Genomic DNA, 14,583 nt, shown 5'->3' with positions numbered 1-14,583 from the left:
AGCGCGGTGCAGGGCCAGCTTCCGCTGGAAGGGATGCCGCGGCGGCTCTATTCGGGTACGCCGTCGCGGTTGAACGCCTGGCTCGACTGCCGTCGCCGCTACCGGTTCAGCTATCTGGACCGGCCGCAGCCGGCCAAGGGGCCCGCCTGGGCGCACAACAGCGTCGGCGCGAGCGTGCACAACGCGCTGGCGGGCTGGTGGCGGGAGCCCTATGAGCGCAGGACACCGCTGACCGCCGCCATCCTGGTGACGAACGGGTGGATCACCGAGGGGTTCAAGGACGAGGAGCAGTCGGAGCGCTGGCTGGCCCGTGCCCGCGACCTCGTGTCCGGATATGTCGCGACTTTAGATCCGTCGGACGAGCCGGTCGGCGTCGAGCGTACGGTCGCCACCCGTACCAAGGTGATCGCCCTGTCCGGCCGCATCGACCGGCTCGACCGGCGCGGCGACGAGCTGGTCGTGGTCGACTACAAGACCGGCCGCCGCCCGCTCACCCAGGACGACGCCCGCTCCTCGCTCGCCCTGGCCGTCTACGCCATCGCGGCCTCCACGGTGATGCGCACCCCGTGCCGCACCGTCGAGCTGCACCACCTGCCCACCGGCGAGATCGTCGAGTGGCGGCACACCGACGAGTCCCTGGCCCGCCACCTGCGGCGCGCCGAGGAGGTCGCCACGGAGGCGGGGGCGGCCGACGATCGTTATAAGGAGCTCGTGGCGGCGCCGCGTGGCACCCGCAGGGGCTCCGGCGAGCCGCCGCCCGACGTGCCCGCCGAGATCGACGAGCTGTTCGCGCCCACCCCGGGGCCCATCTGCTCCTGGTGCGACTTCCGCCGGCACTGTCCCCAGGGCCTGGCGGCGGGGCCCGAGCGGCGACCTTGGGACGGCTTGGCCGAATAGTGGTCAGGGGAGCGGGGCGATTACCGGCGGCGGTGGCGCTGGGCTCGGTGTTCAACCCGCTCAACTCGTCCATGATCGCTGTCGCGCTGGCCGACGTCGAGGCCGAGTTCGACGTCGGGATCGCGGCGGTCACGTGGCTGGCCGCCGGGTTCTACCTGACCGGGATCCTCGCGCCGCCGGTGATGGGCACGCTGGCCGACAGGTTCGGGCCGCGCCTGGTGTTCTGCGCCGGGCTGGTGACGATGGCGGTCACCGGGGTGCTGGCCGCGCTCGCGCCGACGTACCCGGTGCTGGTGGGGGTGCGGCTGCTGCAGGCGTTCGGGAGCTGCGCGACGATGCCGGCGGGCATGGCGATCGTGCAGGCGGTGATGCCGGGCGAAGACGGCAGGCCGCCGCCGCGCGTGATCGCGACGATCTCGATGGTGCTCACCGCCAGCGCGGCCGCCGGTCCCGTGCTCGGCGGGTTCCTGATCTCGTTGTGGGGCTGGCGGGCGATCTTCCTGGTCAACGTGCCGCTCGCCGCGGTCGCTCTGACCGTGGCGCTGCGCTGGCTGCCCAAGGTGCGCGTGGAACGGGCCCGGCACGCGCTGCCGCCCCGTCTGAGGCCCGGACTGCTGGCCACCTGCGGTCATTTCGCGCTCGTCAACGTGGTGTTCTACGTGGCCTTCTTCGCGGTGCCGCTGTGGGCACAGCGCTCGGCGGGCGTGCCCGCGCACGTCGCGGGGCTGCTCGTGCTGCCGATGGCCGGGCTGGGGTTCGTCATGACGCCCGTCGCGGTCGCGCTGGCGGCCAGGTTCGGGATGCGTACGGTGCTGATGTCGGGTGCGGCGCTGCTGCTCGGCGGCTCCTGCGCGATGCTCGTGGCGCGGTCGGTCGGGATGGTGCTGCTGGCCGCGGCGCTGCTGGGGGTGTCGGCGGCGCTGAGCCAGTTCGCGCTCAACTCGCTGGTGTTCGTGCACGCCGACCGGCGCGACACCGGGGTCGCGGTGGGGTTCTTCCAGGCGTCCAGGTATGTCGGCGCCGGCGCCGCGTCCTCCCTGCTCGGCGTGCTCTTCGAGGGCACCGGCCTGGCGGGCGGCGGCCGGCTGATGACGGGTGTGGCCGTGGTGGTGCTGGTGGCGGGCGTGTTCCTGCCGGTCAGGCGGCCGCCGGCCAGCGACGGGGATCGGTCAGGCCCTTGAGCCCCTTGCGTACGTCGTAGCCCAGCGCGCCCAGCCGATCCCTGGAGGCGTGCAGCATCCGCCTCGTGGCCGGCATGAAGGCGCGATCGTGCACCGGCTCGGGCAGCGAGTTGAGGCCCAGTCTGAACGCCTTCAGCGCCGCCGTCACCGCCTGCTCCGGCACCTCCGGCAGCGCGCCGTACATGCGCCTGGCCCAGCCCGGCAGCGTGTAGTAGCACAGCGCGCCGAACGGGAAGTAGGCCGGTTTGCCCGGCGACAGCAGCCGCAGCTCGCGCGGCAGCCGCGGCCACAGCAGGAACCGCACGGTCGAGGCCGCCTCCGGCGTCACCCGCAGGGCGGGGCGGGCCCGCTTGAAGTAGGCGGCCATCTCCGCGCACGAGCCGGGCACGTCGTCGAGGTGCAGGCCGACGTAGGTGGCGCTCTTGCGCTGCTCGCGCAGGTAGCGGTCGGCCTGGCGCTCGCTGAGCCCGAGCCCGCCGCGCCTGGCCACCTCCAGGTACGACGACACCTCCGCGCAGTGCACCCACAGCAGCAGCTCGGGGTCGTCCACCCGGTGGGTCCGCCCGGTGTCGGGATCGTGGACGCGCAGCGCCTTGTGGATGCCGCGCACCCGCCGGCCGATCTCGTCGGCCTCCTCGGGGCTGCCGAACGTCACCCGCCCCACGAAGTCCGCGGTACGGCGCAGCCGCCCGAACGGGTCGTCCTGGAAGTTGGAGTTCTGCCAGACGCCGCGCATGGCCAGCGGGTGCAGCGCCTGCAGCATGAGGCCGCGCACGCCGCCCACCCACATCGACCGGTCGAGGTGCACCTGCCAGGTCGCGCTCTGCGGCGGCTGGACGACGATGTCTTCGATGCCCGTCATAGTAAGTAGATGATTACATGGTATTGGACCGAGTGTCCAAGTAATGCGTTTCGGCCGCGTTCCAGAACCTGACGAGGGCCGCCGCGGTGGTCTCCGGGGCCTCGACGGCGGGGGAGTGGGCGGCGCCCGGCACGACGACGCACTCGGCGCCGAGCCTGGCCGCCATCTCCGACTGCGCCTCGGGCGGCCAGCCGTCGTCGTGCTCGCCGTACAGGACCAGCGTCGGCACCTCGATCTGGCGCAGCTCGTCGGTGCGGTCGTGCATGGTGAGCACCTGCTCGGCCATGCAGGACAGGCCGGTCGGTGAGTTGGTGAGCAGGCGCTTGTGCAGGAACGCGAGGATCTCGTCGGACACGTCGCCGGCCAGCGCCTCGGGCTCGAACCTGCTGTGCCACACGTGTTCGAGACCCAGCGCGGGGATCTCCTCCATGATCTTCCTGCCGTTGCGGGCGCGCCGGCCCTCGATGGCCCCGGGGCCCGAGCCCATCAGCGTGAACGAGGCGAACCTCGTGCGCCCGTCGATGACCGCCTCCCTGGCCACCAGCCCGCCGAACGAGTGGCCCACCAGGTGGACCGGATCGCCCTCGCCGATGCCCTGGGCCAGCAGGTCGACGTCGGCGCCCAGGGCGGCGCAGGTGTAGGCGCCGGGGTCGTCGGGGCCCGGCGTCTCGTATTGCCCGCGCAGGTCGATGGCCACCACGCGGCGGCCCGACTGGGCCAGGGTCATGAGGACCGCGATGAAGTCCTCCTTGCTCCCCGTCAGGCCGGGGGTCAGGAGCGCGGGCCAGCGCTCCACCACACCACTGACCGGCAGGGCCTCCAGGACCGCGAACGTGCCCTGTGGCGTTTCGATCTTCTGTGGTGTGACGCCAGGAGGCAGGTCGAGGAAACGCGGCGTACTCACGTGGGGCAACAATACCCAGAGGTCAGCGCCTCGACACCGGCATGGCCGTTACGCTGGTGCGAGTTCTGAGGAGTTGTGACGTATGCGCGATCTCGAGATTCGGCCCGCCACGTCGTGGGACGACGCCCAGACGGTCTTCGGGCCCGACGGGGCCGCTTCTGGGAGCTGGCACATGTGGTCCGGGTCTCCGGGGCCGAATTTCGGCGCTATGGGCGCCGCGGCGCTCTCCAGACCCTCGTAGAAGGCTCTGAGCGGGCGCCTGGGGTGCCGGCGTGCCTCGAAGGGGCGTCGGTGGCATGCCGGTGGCATGGTGCGCCGTGTGGCCGCGTGAGGAGCGGACACGGCTCGTCCGCTCCCGGATCGCCCGGCCGGGGACGTGCTTCCACGTCACTCGCGGTGCTGCTGGAGGGGGGCCGTGTCGCTCTCTCGCAAACCGCACCCCCTGGACATGCCAAAGGCGCGCACCCGACCAGGGTGCGCGCCTTCGTTGTGTTCTAGCCGGCGCGGCGGCGGTTGCCGCCGCCACCGCTCCCGCCGCCACGGGGCTGGCGGCGCTGCTGCTTGCGCTCGGTCGCGGCCGACGGCGCGATGTCGTCGTCGTCCGTGGCCAGGTCGGGTGACTGGAAGATCACCGCGAACGGGCTCGGCGGGATGATCCGCTCCGGCTCCTGGCGCACCGGCGGAGGCGGCGTGCTCAGGAAGCTCGGCTCGGAGACGGGCTCCGGCTCGAAGACCGGCTCGGGCTGGACGGCCGGCTCGGGCTGAGCGACGACCTCCTGCTCGGCGGCGGGGGCCCGGCGGGTGCGCGTGCGCTTCACCGGAGCCTCCTCGGCCTCCGCGACGGGAGCCTCGGCCCGGCGCGAACGGGTGCGCTTGACCGGAGCCTCCTCGGTCTCCTCAAGGGGAGCCTCGGTCCGGCGTGAGCTGGTGCTCTTCACCGGGGCCTCGGGGGCCTCGGCGAGCGCCTGCTCGATGGCGGACGAAGCCGCCCCACGCCGGGTGCGGGCGCGCTTCTGCTCGCCCGCCGTCTGGATCTCATCCGTAGTGAAGATCGCTGGAGTCTCCTCAGTCCTGGCATCCACGAGCTCGACCTCCGGCGTCTCGACGGGTGCGGTGTCCGCCAGCTCCCTGCCGCCGCGGGTGCGGCGGCGCTGGCGCTGTGTGGTGCGGGCAGGGCGCTCCTCGCGCTCCTCGCGTTCGTCACGGCGGCGTGCGCCGCGACCGCGAATCCTGCCGGTCTCCCCGAGGTCCTCGATGCGCTCCGCGGACAGCCCCGCACGCGAACGGCTCGCGTGCGGCAGGACGCCCTTGGTGCCCTCGGGGATGTTCAGTTCCGAGTAGACGTGCGGCGAGGTGGAGTAGGTCTCCTCCGGTTCGGCGAAGTCGAGCCCGAGCATCTGGTTGATCATCTTCCAGCGGGTCAGCTCCTCCCACTCCACGAACGTGACCGAGATGCCCGTGCGCCCGGCCCGGCCGGTACGGCCGATGCGGTGCACGTAAGTCTTGTCGTCGGTGGGGCAGTCGTAGTTGACCACGTGGGTGACGTCGTCGATGTCGATGCCGCGGGCCGCCACGTCGGTGGCCACCAGCACGTCGATCTTGCCGTTGCGGAACGCGCGCAGCGCCTGCTCGCGCTGGCCCTGCCCAAGGTCGCCGTGGACGGCCGCGACCGCGAAGCCTCGCGTGTCGAGCTGCTCGGCGACCATGTCGCAGGCCCGCTTGGTCTCACAGAAGACCATGGTGAGCCCGCGACCGTCGGCCTGCAGCAGCCGGCCGACGATCTCGATCTTGTCCATCCGGTGGGCACGCCACACGAGCTGACGCACCTGCGGGGTGGTCTCGCCCTCGCCGCTCTCGTGCTCGGCGCGTACGTGCGTCGGACGGTTGAGGTATTTCCGCGACAACCCGACGATCTCGCCGGGCATGGTCGCCGAGAACAGCATCGTCTGACGCTGCTCGGGGATCAGTTTGAAGATCCGCTCGATGTCGGGCAGGAAGCCCAGGTCGAGCATCCGGTCGGCCTCGTCGAGCACGAGGGTGGTGACCTGGCTCAGGTCGAGGTGCTTCTGCTTGACCAGGTCGAGCAGACGGCCCGGGGTGCCGACGATGACGTCGACCCCGGCCTTGAGCGCCTCGATCTGCGGCTCGTAGGCCCGGCCGCCGTAGACGGTCAAGACTCGGGATCCGAGCTTGCCGGCGGCGGTCACGAGGTCTTCGCTGACCTGTGTGGCCAGCTCACGGGTCGGTACGACGACCAGCCCGCGGGGCTTCTTGCGGTTCTTGCGCGGCTTGCCGATGCTCTGCAGCATGGCGATGCCGAACGCTAGGGTCTTTCCCGTGCCGGTGCGCGCCTGGCCGATGAGGTCCTGGCCGCTCAGGGCGAGCGGGAGCGCCATCTCCTGGATGGGGAACGGTGTGACGATGCCCTCGGTCTCGAGGGCATCGGCGATCTCTGGTGTGACTCCGAGGTCTCGGAAAGTCGTCAGCGTGGCCTGCCTCAGTCTCAAATGAAGGCGGGCCTGCCGGGACCGACGGGCGGTAAACGCCCTCGTATGTGGGTCCTCGCGGTAGAGCCAGCCCTCTCGCGTCATCGCGACCGCGCACCCGGGGAATCGGGGGGTAATCGGGGGATTCCCCCGAATTAACACAGTGCGGTCGCACTTTCACAGAGCAGTGTACTCGATACCACAACGCTGACCGAGCTTGCGTATGTTCCCGTAGATTCGCCGAAGTACGCTGCCTTTCATGAAGGAGTCTCCTGGAGTCGTCGATCTGCTCGGTGTGCTGGCCTATGCGGAGCTCAGCGCGTACGCGCGGATGACCGAGGACGCGGCCACGCTGGCGCCCTCCCTGGCCGACCGGGCGGCGCTGAGCGAGCTGGCCGTGACCGAATACGCCCACTTCCGTCTTCTGCGCGACCGGCTGTCCGAGCTCGGGGCCGATCCCGACGCGTCGATGTCACCGTTCGTGGGCGCGCTGGACGCCTGGCACGCCCAGACCAGGCCGGCCGACTGGCTGCAGGCGCTCGTCAAGACGTACGTGGGGGACGGGATCGCTCTCGACTTCTACCGCGAGGCGGCCAGGCACCTCGATCCCTCGATCACCGGGCTGGTCGACGAGGTCCTGGTGGACGGAGGGCGGTCGGAGTTCGCGGTCGAGCGGGTCAGGGCCGGGATCGAGGCGGAGCCGGCGGCGAGCGGGCGGCTGGCGCTGTGGGCGCGGCGGCTGGTCGGGGAGGCGCTCAGCCAGGGGCAGCAGGTGGCCTCGGCGCGGCCTGAGCTGGCGTTGCTGCTGATGGAGTCGCTCGGCGAGGGCCAGACTGATATTTCACGACTTTTTGCGAAACTGACGGAGGCGCACAACAAGCGCATGGCGGCCATGGGAATCTGATGTCAGGCCCTCTCACCTGCGACGATACGGCCGGGTGTGCGCATCGGGCGGCGCGCGGGCACGAAAGGGTTGTACCGTGCGGACATGAGGGCCTCGCACCGCTACGGCAGTTCCTTGACGACGAGATGTAGGCCGAATCGCTGGACTCCACGCGCCGTGTTGCGAAGGGAGAGCGCGGACTGTCCGACCGCCGAGCCGGGGCGGGAGTGCACCCCCCGGCAGCGGCGGCCCCGCGGCTGCCAGCTCGGCAAGCCACCCGCCCGGGGCTGAACCCCGGCGTCCCGACCAGTGCCCGCGCGGCATGGGCGGGCACACCACACCCCTGCCCCGGACAGACACGGGAGGGTACGGCACACGTGAGCCGTACCCTCCGGTTCGAGCTTCCTAGAGCGTGCCGCCGAAGCCGACCGGCCTGGACTCGTCCTCGCCGATCTCGACGAACCCGAGCGAGGCCACCGGCACCACGACCCTCCGCCCCTTGGTGTCGGTGATGGCGAACACCCCGCCGCGATCGGCGGACAGGGCGTTTCTGATCTCTTGTTCGACCTGTTCGGAGGAGAGGTCGGTCTCAACGACGAGTTCGCGGTGTACGGAGCGTACGCCGATCTTGACTTCCATGGTGGCTCCCTAGTCGTTGGGCTGGCTCCATCCCATCGTGGCCGCTGGCACCCGCGAAAACATGAATGATCGCGCCCAGCGAACGAGTTATGCCGTACGCGGAAAACCGCTGATGCCCCGCCAGGCCAGCCGCGCCATCAACTGCTCGGCCGCGTCCTTCGGGATGGAGCCGTGCGTGGTGACCCAGTAACGGGCGCTCACCTCGGCCATGCCCACCAGGCCGACGCCGAGGAGGTGCGCCTCGTCACTGGTGCACCCGGTGTCCTCCTGGATGAGCTCGCTGACCATCTCCGCGCACTCCTGCAGCGAACGTTCGACCCGCTGCCGCACGGGCGCCACGTTGCGCAGGTCGGATTCGAAGACGAGCCGGAACGCCTCGCCCTGCGAGGAGACGAAGTCGAAGAACGCGCTGAACGTGGCCTGCACCCGCAGCTTGTTCTCGTGCGTGGAGGCCAGCGCCTCCCTGCACCGGTTGACCATGTCGTCGACGTGCAGGTCGAGCAGCGCCAGGTAGAGCTCCAGCTTGCCGGGGAAGTGCTGGTAGAGCACCGGCTTGCTGACGCCCGCCCGCTCGGCGATCTCGTCCATGGCGGCCGCGTGATAGCCGTTCTCGACGAACACTTCCTGCGCGGCGCTCAGCAACTGCCGGCGGCGGGCGAGTCGGGGCAGCCGGGTGCCCCGGGGTTTTGCGTCCGGGGTTGCTGTCACGCGCTTCTCCATAGGTCTCTCAGCGGGCAGTGCGGACATCCTACGTGCGCGCCGCCACCGTCTCAGCGATAGTCGTCGTCATCCAGCTCGACCACGCGGTCCTGCTCGGCCGCGTCGGCCGGGTCGACTTCGAGCGGCAGCTCGCGGCGGATGTAGTCGTCGTTCTGGCGCGCGTCGAGCTCCTGCTCGACGGCGTCGCCCGCGTCCACCTCCAGTGGCAGCTCGCCGCGGTGCCCGTCGCCGCGCCGCCGCGTCTCCGTGTGCCGCTCGGCGGCGTCCGCCTCCGCCGCCTCGATCGGCGACTCATCCCCGCGAATGTCCATCTCCGACATTTCGTCCCCCTCTCGGTGTGGACGGAACCAGCCTACGCCCGGCCGAAAAGGTCGCCGTGCTCGTCCACTCTGGTGAGTACGTCGGGAGCGGTGAACACCAGCTCATCAGGGTGTTCGCAGCCCTCGACCTCTTTCCACATCAGCGGCGTCGACACTGTCGGCCGCTCCCTGGCCCGCAGCGAATAGGGCGCCACGGTGGTCTTGGCCGGGTTGTTCTGGCTCCAGTCGATGAACACCTTGCCAGGCCGCGCCTTCTTCGTCATCACACTGACGACCTGGTCAGGGTGCTCCTTCTCCAAAAGCTGGGCCAGCCTCTTGGCGTACGCGGAGGGCTCCTCGCGGCAGTCCCAGTCCGCGTACAGCTGCATGCCCTTGTTGCCGCTGGTCTTCGGCCGCGCGGCGAGCCCCTCGGCCTTCAGCACCTCGCGCAGCATGAGCGCCACCCGGCAGCACTCCACGATCGTCGCGGGCGCCCCCGGGTCGAGGTCGAACACCAGCGTGTCCGGCGGCAGCGCGGCGCCCTCCTCGTCCACCCGCCACTGCGGCACGTGCAGCTCCAGCGCCGCCAGATTGGCGTAGTAGACGAGCGTGGGCAGGTCGTCCACGACGGCGAAGTCGATGCTCTCGCGGTCCTTGGTGCTGCCGGGGACCGGCAGGGTGACCCGCCTGACCCAGGAGTGCGTGTGCTCGGGGGCGTTCTTCTCGAAGAAGAACGGGCCGGTGACGCCGTTCGGGTAGCGCTTGACGGTCAGGGGCCGCCCGGCGAGGTGCGGCAGCAGGACGGGAGCGACGCGGCTGTAGTAGTCGATGATCTCGGACTTCGTGAAGCCGTAGTCCGGATAGAGGACCTTGTCCAGGTTGGTGAGCGTCAGCTCGCGCCCGTCCACCTTGACCGGCACCTTCATCGCGTCACCTCCGCGGGGAGCTTGTCGGGGCGCAGCCCGCGCCACACGGGGTGCCGCAGCCGCTGTTCGTCGGTCCACATCGTGTAGGCCACCTCCCCGACGAGATCAGGCCTAACCCACCGATTTCGCCAGGGCACGTCGTTGCTGAACGGGCTGCGCGCGATCTCCAGCGGCCGCAGCGCCTGGAACAGGTCGTCGAGTACGGCGTCGGTGAACCCCGTGCCGACGTGCCCGGCGTACGTCAGCCCCGCGTCCGTGAACACCCCCATGACCAGCGAGCCCACCCCGCCGGATCGTCGGCCCTTGCCGGGTTTCCAGCCGCCGATGACGACCTCGCGCGTGGTCAGGTTCTTCACCTTGATCCACCAGGGCGACCGCGTGCCGGCCCGGTAGGGAGAGTCCAGCCGCTTGGCGACGACGCCCTCCAGGCCCTGCTGGTACGTGGCGTCGAGCAGGTCGGAGGCGCCCGGAAAGTACGGGGGCGCGCCGATGTCCAGCTCGTCGAGCAGGGCGCGGCGGTCGCGGTAGGACAGGTCGAACAGCGGCAGGCCGTCGAGGTAGAGCAGGTCGAAGGGTATGTACGTGATCGGGTACAGCTCCAGCATGACCGGCTCGGGATCGGTCAGGTGCATCCGCCGCTGCAGCCGCGCGAAACTGGGCCGCCCGTGGGGGTCGAGCGCCACGAGCTCGCCGTCGATGATCGCATTCTTAACCCCGAACCCCGATATTTCGGGATACCGGTGTGTGTACTCCACCCCGTGCCGCCCCATCACCCGCAGCCCGCCGTTGAGATGGAGCAGGGCCCGGATGCCGTCCCACTTGACCTCCAGCCCGAACAGGTCACGATCGGAGGGTAGTTCCCCAGGTACGGCCAGCATTGGTTCGATTGGGAATGGCATTGGTTGCCCCATGACGGGTATGTGCCCATTGATGGGCCATTGAGAGCTGAGGAGTGTGCCTATGCGCAGCATCTGGAAGGGTGCGATCTCCTTTGGTCTGGTGACGATCCCGGTCAAGCTCTACTCCGCGACCGAGCAGAAGGACGTCACGTTCCACCAGGTCCATCGCGAGGACGGCGGCAGGATCCGCTACAAGCGCGTGTGCACGCAGGACGGCGAAGAGGTGCCGTACGCCGACATCGCCAAGGGCTACGAGCTGGCGACGGGCGAGATGGTGGTGCTCACGGACGAGGACTTCGAGGACCTGCCGCTGACCACGTCACGCAGGATCGACGTCCTGCAGTTCACGCCGTCCGAGCAGATCGACCCCATCTACTTCGCCAAGTCGTACTACCTGGAGCCCGACGCCCAGGGGGCGAAGTCGTACGTGCTGCTGCGCAACGCCCTGGAGAGCTCGGGGCAGGTCGCGGTGGTCAAGGTGGCCCTGCGCCAGCGCGAGTCGCTGGCCACGCTGAGGGTCAGGGACGGCGTGTTCGTCCTGGAGACGATGCTCTGGCCGGACGAGATCCGCGCGCCTGAGTTCGGCTTCCTGGAGGAGGACATCGAAGTACGCGCCCAGGAGCTCAAGATGGCCGAGTCCCTCATCACCACGATGGAGGCGGACTTCGACCCGAGCGAATACCACGACACCTACCGCGAGGCGTTGCAGCAGGTGATCGAGGCGAAGGTGGCCGGCAAGGAGGTCATCCCCGCCCGCGAGGAGGAGGAAGCGGGCCCGGCGGTGGACCTCATGGCGGCGCTGCGGGCGAGCGTGGAGGCGGCCAAGCGCGAGCGCGAGGGCGGCGAGCCGGCCAAGTCCAGGAAGGCCGCCGCGTCGGGCAAGGCCAAGGAGAAGAACGACAAGGACGCCGAGAAGGCTCCACCCAAACGCAAGGCGCGTAAATCCGCGTAGGCATCCAGCGCCGTCCAGGGCGGCGAGCCCCGAGCAGGGCGGCGAGTTCCGAGCATGGCGGTGAGCCAGCGAAGGGCGGTGAGCCCCGCGTAGGGCGGTGAGCCCCGCGTAGGGCGGTGAGCCCCGCGTAGGGCGGTGAGCCCCGCGTAGTGATCGGAAGGGCCTCCATCGGCATGGAGGCCCTTCCGCATGTCTCCGTCAGAGGCTGAGGTACTTGGCCGGGCCGAGGTTCTTCAGGTCTTTGGTTTGGGCGAAGCCGATCCGGCGTTCCCTGGGCGCCAGGACCTTGGTCCATTGTTTGTTCTGCGTCGGCCGGCAGGCGCCCAGCGTGCGCGCCCGCTCCTTCAACCGGCCCACCAGCATCGCGGCCCGCCGCGGCTGCTCCAGGATCTCGATCGCCGCGGTCACCCGGTAGGCGCAGGTCGACTTCGTCTGGACCCGGTCCCGCTGGTTGTCGCGGCGGGGCCCCATCGCGTCGCGGTCGCGCGCCTTCCGCCCGTCGCGGGGACGATCCGCGCGCCGCGGCTCGTGCCCGGCCGGTTCGCGCACGCCCGCCAGCCGATCGGACCGCTCGTCGTGGCGCTGGCCGGGCCGATTGTCCAGCCGCTGGTCGAACCGCTGGTCGAACCGGTGATCGAACCGCTGGTTGAATCGGTGATCGGACCGGTGATCGGACCGGTGCGCGGAGTCGGGGCCGGGGTCGGCGGAGACGGGAGAGACCGTCAGGACGGTCCCGGAGATCGAGGTCGCCACCAGCAGGGCGGCGAGGCGGGTGAATGCCATGAGAAGCAGCTCCTTGTCCGTGAACTACTCCTTTGCATCGCATTTCTGGCCGGAAACAGAGACACGCCGCTCAGTGCTCTGACCGAATGCGGGGACACGGCTTAGCGGAACAAGGCCCGACACGGCGGCCCGACACGGCGGCCCGACACAGCACTGGGGAGCGACACTGGGGAGCGAGGGCTCCGGAGTATCCGGAGCCCTCGCGGTGACCAACTCTGCACGAGGGGCGAGGGGCGAGGGCGAGGGGCGAGCATTATGGCCACCACCAAGCCCCGTCTTCCCCGAAACGACAGACCTCTCGCCTTACCCCGAAGCGATCCGGAAGCACCGGCCCCGCCCCTGCCCGATGCTCCGCCGATCCCGCCCGCACGGCCGGTCACATCCTGACCGATCCCGCCCCCACGGCCGGTCATATCCTGACCGACCGCGCTCGGACCACAGCGGGGAAGCGGCAGCCTGACCAGCCGCGACATCCCCGGCTTCTGGCCCGGCTTCTGGGAACGCGCCGTCCCGGCATGTGCCGCCTGTACCTGAGCCCCCCGGCGCGGTGCTAATCGCTCGTCGGGACGTTCACCATCGCCGCCCGCTCACGTGAACACCCCGCTCACCACACCGCTCCACGCCTGAAGTTCGAGTGAGCCCGGCACGTCACCGCCTTTAGGTCGCCGCCGCACTCGACGTTGCCAGAGGTAGCCGGATCCTCACCCAGCCCGGGTACCGCGTCATGGCGACCACGTCGGTGAAAGGGATGCCTGCGCCATTTTCCGCAGGCGGCCTCTCAACAAATCGACGCGGCAGCGCAGCACTGGCAAGTTGCCGATATGCATCCCAAAAGGACATTTCGGGCAATTCGCACTATCTCATCTTATAACTGTGCAATCCAAGCAATAAGACTGTTAATGCATAGCAAAGTAGGGAGATCCCCGTTTGTCCGCCCCTAGCTCCGGAAATGACATTTACCGGATGGCCAGTTTGATGGCCTTCCAGTACTTCTTTCCGGGAAATTCGGAAGAGTCGACTACGGGGCAATCGAACCTTTTAGGGGGAAATGCAATGCCCAAGCTCAAGAGTGTTCTCGCGGGCCTCGCCATCAGTACGGCGTTGGCCGGTGGAGCGGTGGTCACGGGTGCCGCCACCTCCGCGGTCAGCGCCAATGCTGCCACCCAGATCAGCACGGGGACGTCCATTGTGGCCGGGAACAGCTGCTACCGCTGGAACCGCTGCGGCTGGCGCCGCAACCACCACCCCAAGCTGCGCCTCCGCATCAAGATCCACAACTACAACTACAACCGTAACCACCACAGGGACCGTCACGAGACCACGAGCTGACGTGTTTTCGTGATGGTCGTGGCGGGATGAATGCCCGTTGCTCGCGGGCCTCTTCTCCTCGTCTTCACGGCAATTCTTATTGAGGGCTCCACTGGCATCTGCCGGGGGGCCCTCTTCGTGTTGCCGGGCAGGGGGGTGGTTGTGGTTTCTTCTGTTATCGGGCAAAAGAAGACAATGCCGGTTTGTTGGTGTTTCGCCCGGTTATATGCAGGAGTGCGGATCCCGGTTTTTCTTCCGGGTGTCCGCGGCATCCGCTACCGGGTCCGCCGTCCTCGCGTTTCGCTTGGCAGGGTTTCGGTGGCGGCTGCGGGCAACAGGGCAATCGAACCTTTAGGGGGGAATCTCAAATGCCCAAGTTCAAGAGTGTTCTCGCGGGTCTGGCCATCGGCACGGCGTTGAGCGGGGGTGTGGTGGCCGCGGGTGCGACCACCGCCTCGGCCAGCGCGGTCCAGAGCGGTACGCAGGCCGGCACGCAGACCTCGGTCCTGACCGGATGGGGCTGCCAGGCCCGGCGCCGCTGCGGCTGGGGCTGGGGCCGCGGCTGGGGCGGCTGGCGCCGCAACCACGGCTGGGGCGGCTGGCGCCGTCACCACGGCGTGGGCCGGATCCGCATCGTCATCGTCAACCGCAACCACAACCACCACGGCTGGGGCAAGTGAGCGACCCCAGGCAGACACGGGCTGAACCCACGGCGCACTAACCAACGCCGCAGGAGTCCCCCCACACGATGAACTCCGACACGCCCATCAGTGCCCGTATTCACCGGAAGCGACCTCGACCACACGGCACGACGTCCACCCACCGAATACGGGCACTACGCCTG

General features: G+C 69.5%; 15 protein-coding genes. 6 read left to right on the top strand and 9 right to left on the bottom strand.

Features of this window, described 5'->3' with window-relative positions; translation table 11 throughout:
• Window positions 1–6: 6 nt before the first annotated feature.
• Together C4V41_RS35150 and C4V41_RS35145 are read left to right on the top strand one after the other, a co-directional pair.
• Complete coding sequence (locus tag C4V41_RS35150; RefSeq protein ID WP_327537488.1) at window positions 7–897, top strand: RecB family exonuclease; 891 nt, start codon at window positions 7–9, stop codon at window positions 895–897.
• A complete protein-coding gene (locus C4V41_RS35145; RefSeq protein ID WP_146103908.1) occupies window positions 897–2,078 on the top strand; it encodes an MFS transporter in 1,182 nt (393 codons plus the stop codon). Before C4V41_RS35150 ends, C4V41_RS35145 begins: the two co-directional genes overlap by 1 nt.
• Here C4V41_RS35145 and C4V41_RS35140 read toward each other — a convergent pair.
• From C4V41_RS35140 to C4V41_RS35130, 3 genes are all read right to left on the bottom strand, one after another.
• On the bottom strand, window positions 2,035–2,940 hold the full coding sequence (locus C4V41_RS35140) for an oxygenase MpaB family protein (protein WP_103960304.1): 906 nt from the start codon (window positions 2,938–2,940) through the stop codon (window positions 2,035–2,037). The genes C4V41_RS35145 and C4V41_RS35140 overlap by 44 nt on opposite strands.
• A gap of 13 nt (window positions 2,941–2,953) precedes the next feature.
• Window positions 2,954–3,844 (bottom strand): alpha/beta fold hydrolase, encoded by an 891-nt coding sequence (locus C4V41_RS35135; RefSeq protein ID WP_103960303.1) that lies wholly within the window; start codon window positions 3,842–3,844, stop codon window positions 2,954–2,956.
• A 494-nt stretch (window positions 3,845–4,338) separates the two neighbouring features.
• Complete coding sequence (locus tag C4V41_RS35130) at window positions 4,339–6,240, bottom strand: DEAD/DEAH box helicase (RefSeq protein ID WP_235030564.1); 1,902 nt, start codon at window positions 6,238–6,240, stop codon at window positions 4,339–4,341.
• A 349-nt stretch (window positions 6,241–6,589) separates the two neighbouring features.
• Here C4V41_RS35130 and C4V41_RS35125 point away from each other — a divergent pair, with 349 nt between their 5' ends.
• The gene (locus tag C4V41_RS35125; RefSeq protein ID WP_103960301.1) at window positions 6,590–7,234 is read left to right on the top strand and encodes a ferritin-like fold-containing protein; all 645 of its coding nucleotides are present in this window, start codon (window positions 6,590–6,592) and stop codon (window positions 7,232–7,234) included.
• Between the two features lie 384 nt (window positions 7,235–7,618).
• On the opposite strand, the gene C4V41_RS35120 is transcribed toward C4V41_RS35125, so the two are convergent.
• From C4V41_RS35120 to ligD (C4V41_RS35100), 5 genes are all read right to left on the bottom strand, one after another.
• A complete protein-coding gene (locus C4V41_RS35120; RefSeq protein ID WP_103960300.1) occupies window positions 7,619–7,852 on the bottom strand; it encodes a DUF3107 domain-containing protein in 234 nt (77 codons plus the stop codon).
• Between the two features lie 87 nt (window positions 7,853–7,939).
• Complete coding sequence (locus C4V41_RS35115; protein WP_235030563.1) at window positions 7,940–8,560, bottom strand: TetR/AcrR family transcriptional regulator; 621 nt, start codon at window positions 8,558–8,560, stop codon at window positions 7,940–7,942.
• A 62-nt stretch (window positions 8,561–8,622) separates the two neighbouring features.
• Complete coding sequence (locus C4V41_RS35110) at window positions 8,623–8,892, bottom strand: hypothetical protein (RefSeq protein WP_235030562.1); 270 nt, start codon at window positions 8,890–8,892, stop codon at window positions 8,623–8,625.
• A 32-nt stretch (window positions 8,893–8,924) separates the two neighbouring features.
• Window positions 8,925–9,797, bottom strand: a complete 873-nt coding sequence (gene ligD / locus C4V41_RS35105; protein ID WP_103960298.1) for a non-homologous end-joining DNA ligase — start codon at window positions 9,795–9,797, stop codon at window positions 8,925–8,927.
• Window positions 9,794–10,675, bottom strand: a complete 882-nt coding sequence (gene ligD / locus C4V41_RS35100; RefSeq protein ID WP_200824442.1) for a non-homologous end-joining DNA ligase — start codon at window positions 10,673–10,675, stop codon at window positions 9,794–9,796. The genes ligD (C4V41_RS35105) and ligD (C4V41_RS35100) overlap by 4 nt, the downstream gene beginning before the upstream one ends.
• An 82-nt stretch (window positions 10,676–10,757) precedes the next feature.
• Between ligD (C4V41_RS35100) and ku the strand changes: the two genes are divergently transcribed.
• Window positions 10,758–11,648 (top strand): non-homologous end joining protein Ku, encoded by an 891-nt coding sequence (gene ku, locus C4V41_RS35095; RefSeq protein WP_103960296.1) that lies wholly within the window; start codon window positions 10,758–10,760, stop codon window positions 11,646–11,648.
• Between the two features lie 198 nt (window positions 11,649–11,846).
• On the opposite strand, the gene C4V41_RS35090 is transcribed toward ku, so the two are convergent.
• Entirely contained in the window at window positions 11,847–12,431 is a 585-nt protein-coding gene (locus tag C4V41_RS35090; RefSeq protein WP_103960295.1) for a hypothetical protein, read from the bottom strand.
• A gap of 1,053 nt (window positions 12,432–13,484) precedes the next feature.
• Between C4V41_RS35090 and C4V41_RS35085 the strand changes: the two genes are divergently transcribed.
• A complete protein-coding gene (locus C4V41_RS35085; protein WP_103960294.1) occupies window positions 13,485–13,760 on the top strand; it encodes a hypothetical protein in 276 nt (91 codons plus the stop codon).
• Window positions 13,761–14,107: 347 nt separating this feature from the next.
• Window positions 14,108–14,419: a hypothetical protein gene (locus tag C4V41_RS62180; RefSeq protein WP_160150499.1), complete on the top strand. Its 312-nt coding sequence runs from the start codon at window positions 14,108–14,110 to the stop codon at window positions 14,417–14,419.
• Window positions 14,420–14,583: the final 164 nt, after the last annotated feature.

It is taken from the genome of Nonomuraea solani (assembly GCF_900108335.1).
GTDB lineage: Bacteria > Actinomycetota > Actinomycetes > Streptosporangiales > Streptosporangiaceae > Nonomuraea > Nonomuraea solani.
Note: the sequence above shows the minus strand (reverse complement) of the source record. Positions and strands in the feature narration are given on the sequence as shown.

Bases quoted from the DNA above. Each gene is read 5' to 3' on its own strand.
- C4V41_RS35090 (WP_103960295.1), bottom strand. From the start codon at position 12,431: ATGGCATTCACCCGCCTCGCCGCCCTGCTGGTGGCGACCTCGATCTCC.
- C4V41_RS35140 (WP_103960304.1), bottom strand. From the start codon at position 2,940: ATGACGGGCATCGAAGACATCGTCGTCCAGCCGCCGCAGAGCGCGACC.
- C4V41_RS62180 (WP_160150499.1), top strand. From the start codon at position 14,108: ATGCCCAAGTTCAAGAGTGTTCTCGCGGGTCTGGCCATCGGCACGGCG.
- ku (WP_103960296.1), top strand. From the start codon at position 10,758: ATGCGCAGCATCTGGAAGGGTGCGATCTCCTTTGGTCTGGTGACGATC.
- C4V41_RS35085 (WP_103960294.1), top strand. From the start codon at position 13,485: ATGCCCAAGCTCAAGAGTGTTCTCGCGGGCCTCGCCATCAGTACGGCG.
- C4V41_RS35130 (WP_235030564.1), bottom strand. From the start codon at position 6,240: ATGGCGCTCCCGCTCGCCCTGAGCGGCCAGGACCTCATCGGCCAGGCG.
- C4V41_RS35125 (WP_103960301.1), top strand. From the start codon at position 6,590: ATGAAGGAGTCTCCTGGAGTCGTCGATCTGCTCGGTGTGCTGGCCTAT.
- ligD (WP_103960298.1), bottom strand. From the start codon at position 9,797: ATGAAGGTGCCGGTCAAGGTGGACGGGCGCGAGCTGACGCTCACCAAC.
- ligD (WP_200824442.1), bottom strand. From the start codon at position 10,675: ATGCTGGCCGTACCTGGGGAACTACCCTCCGATCGTGACCTGTTCGGG.
- C4V41_RS35110 (WP_235030562.1), bottom strand. From the start codon at position 8,892: ATGTCGGAGATGGACATTCGCGGGGATGAGTCGCCGATCGAGGCGGCG.
- C4V41_RS35120 (WP_103960300.1), bottom strand. From the start codon at position 7,852: ATGGAAGTCAAGATCGGCGTACGCTCCGTACACCGCGAACTCGTCGTT.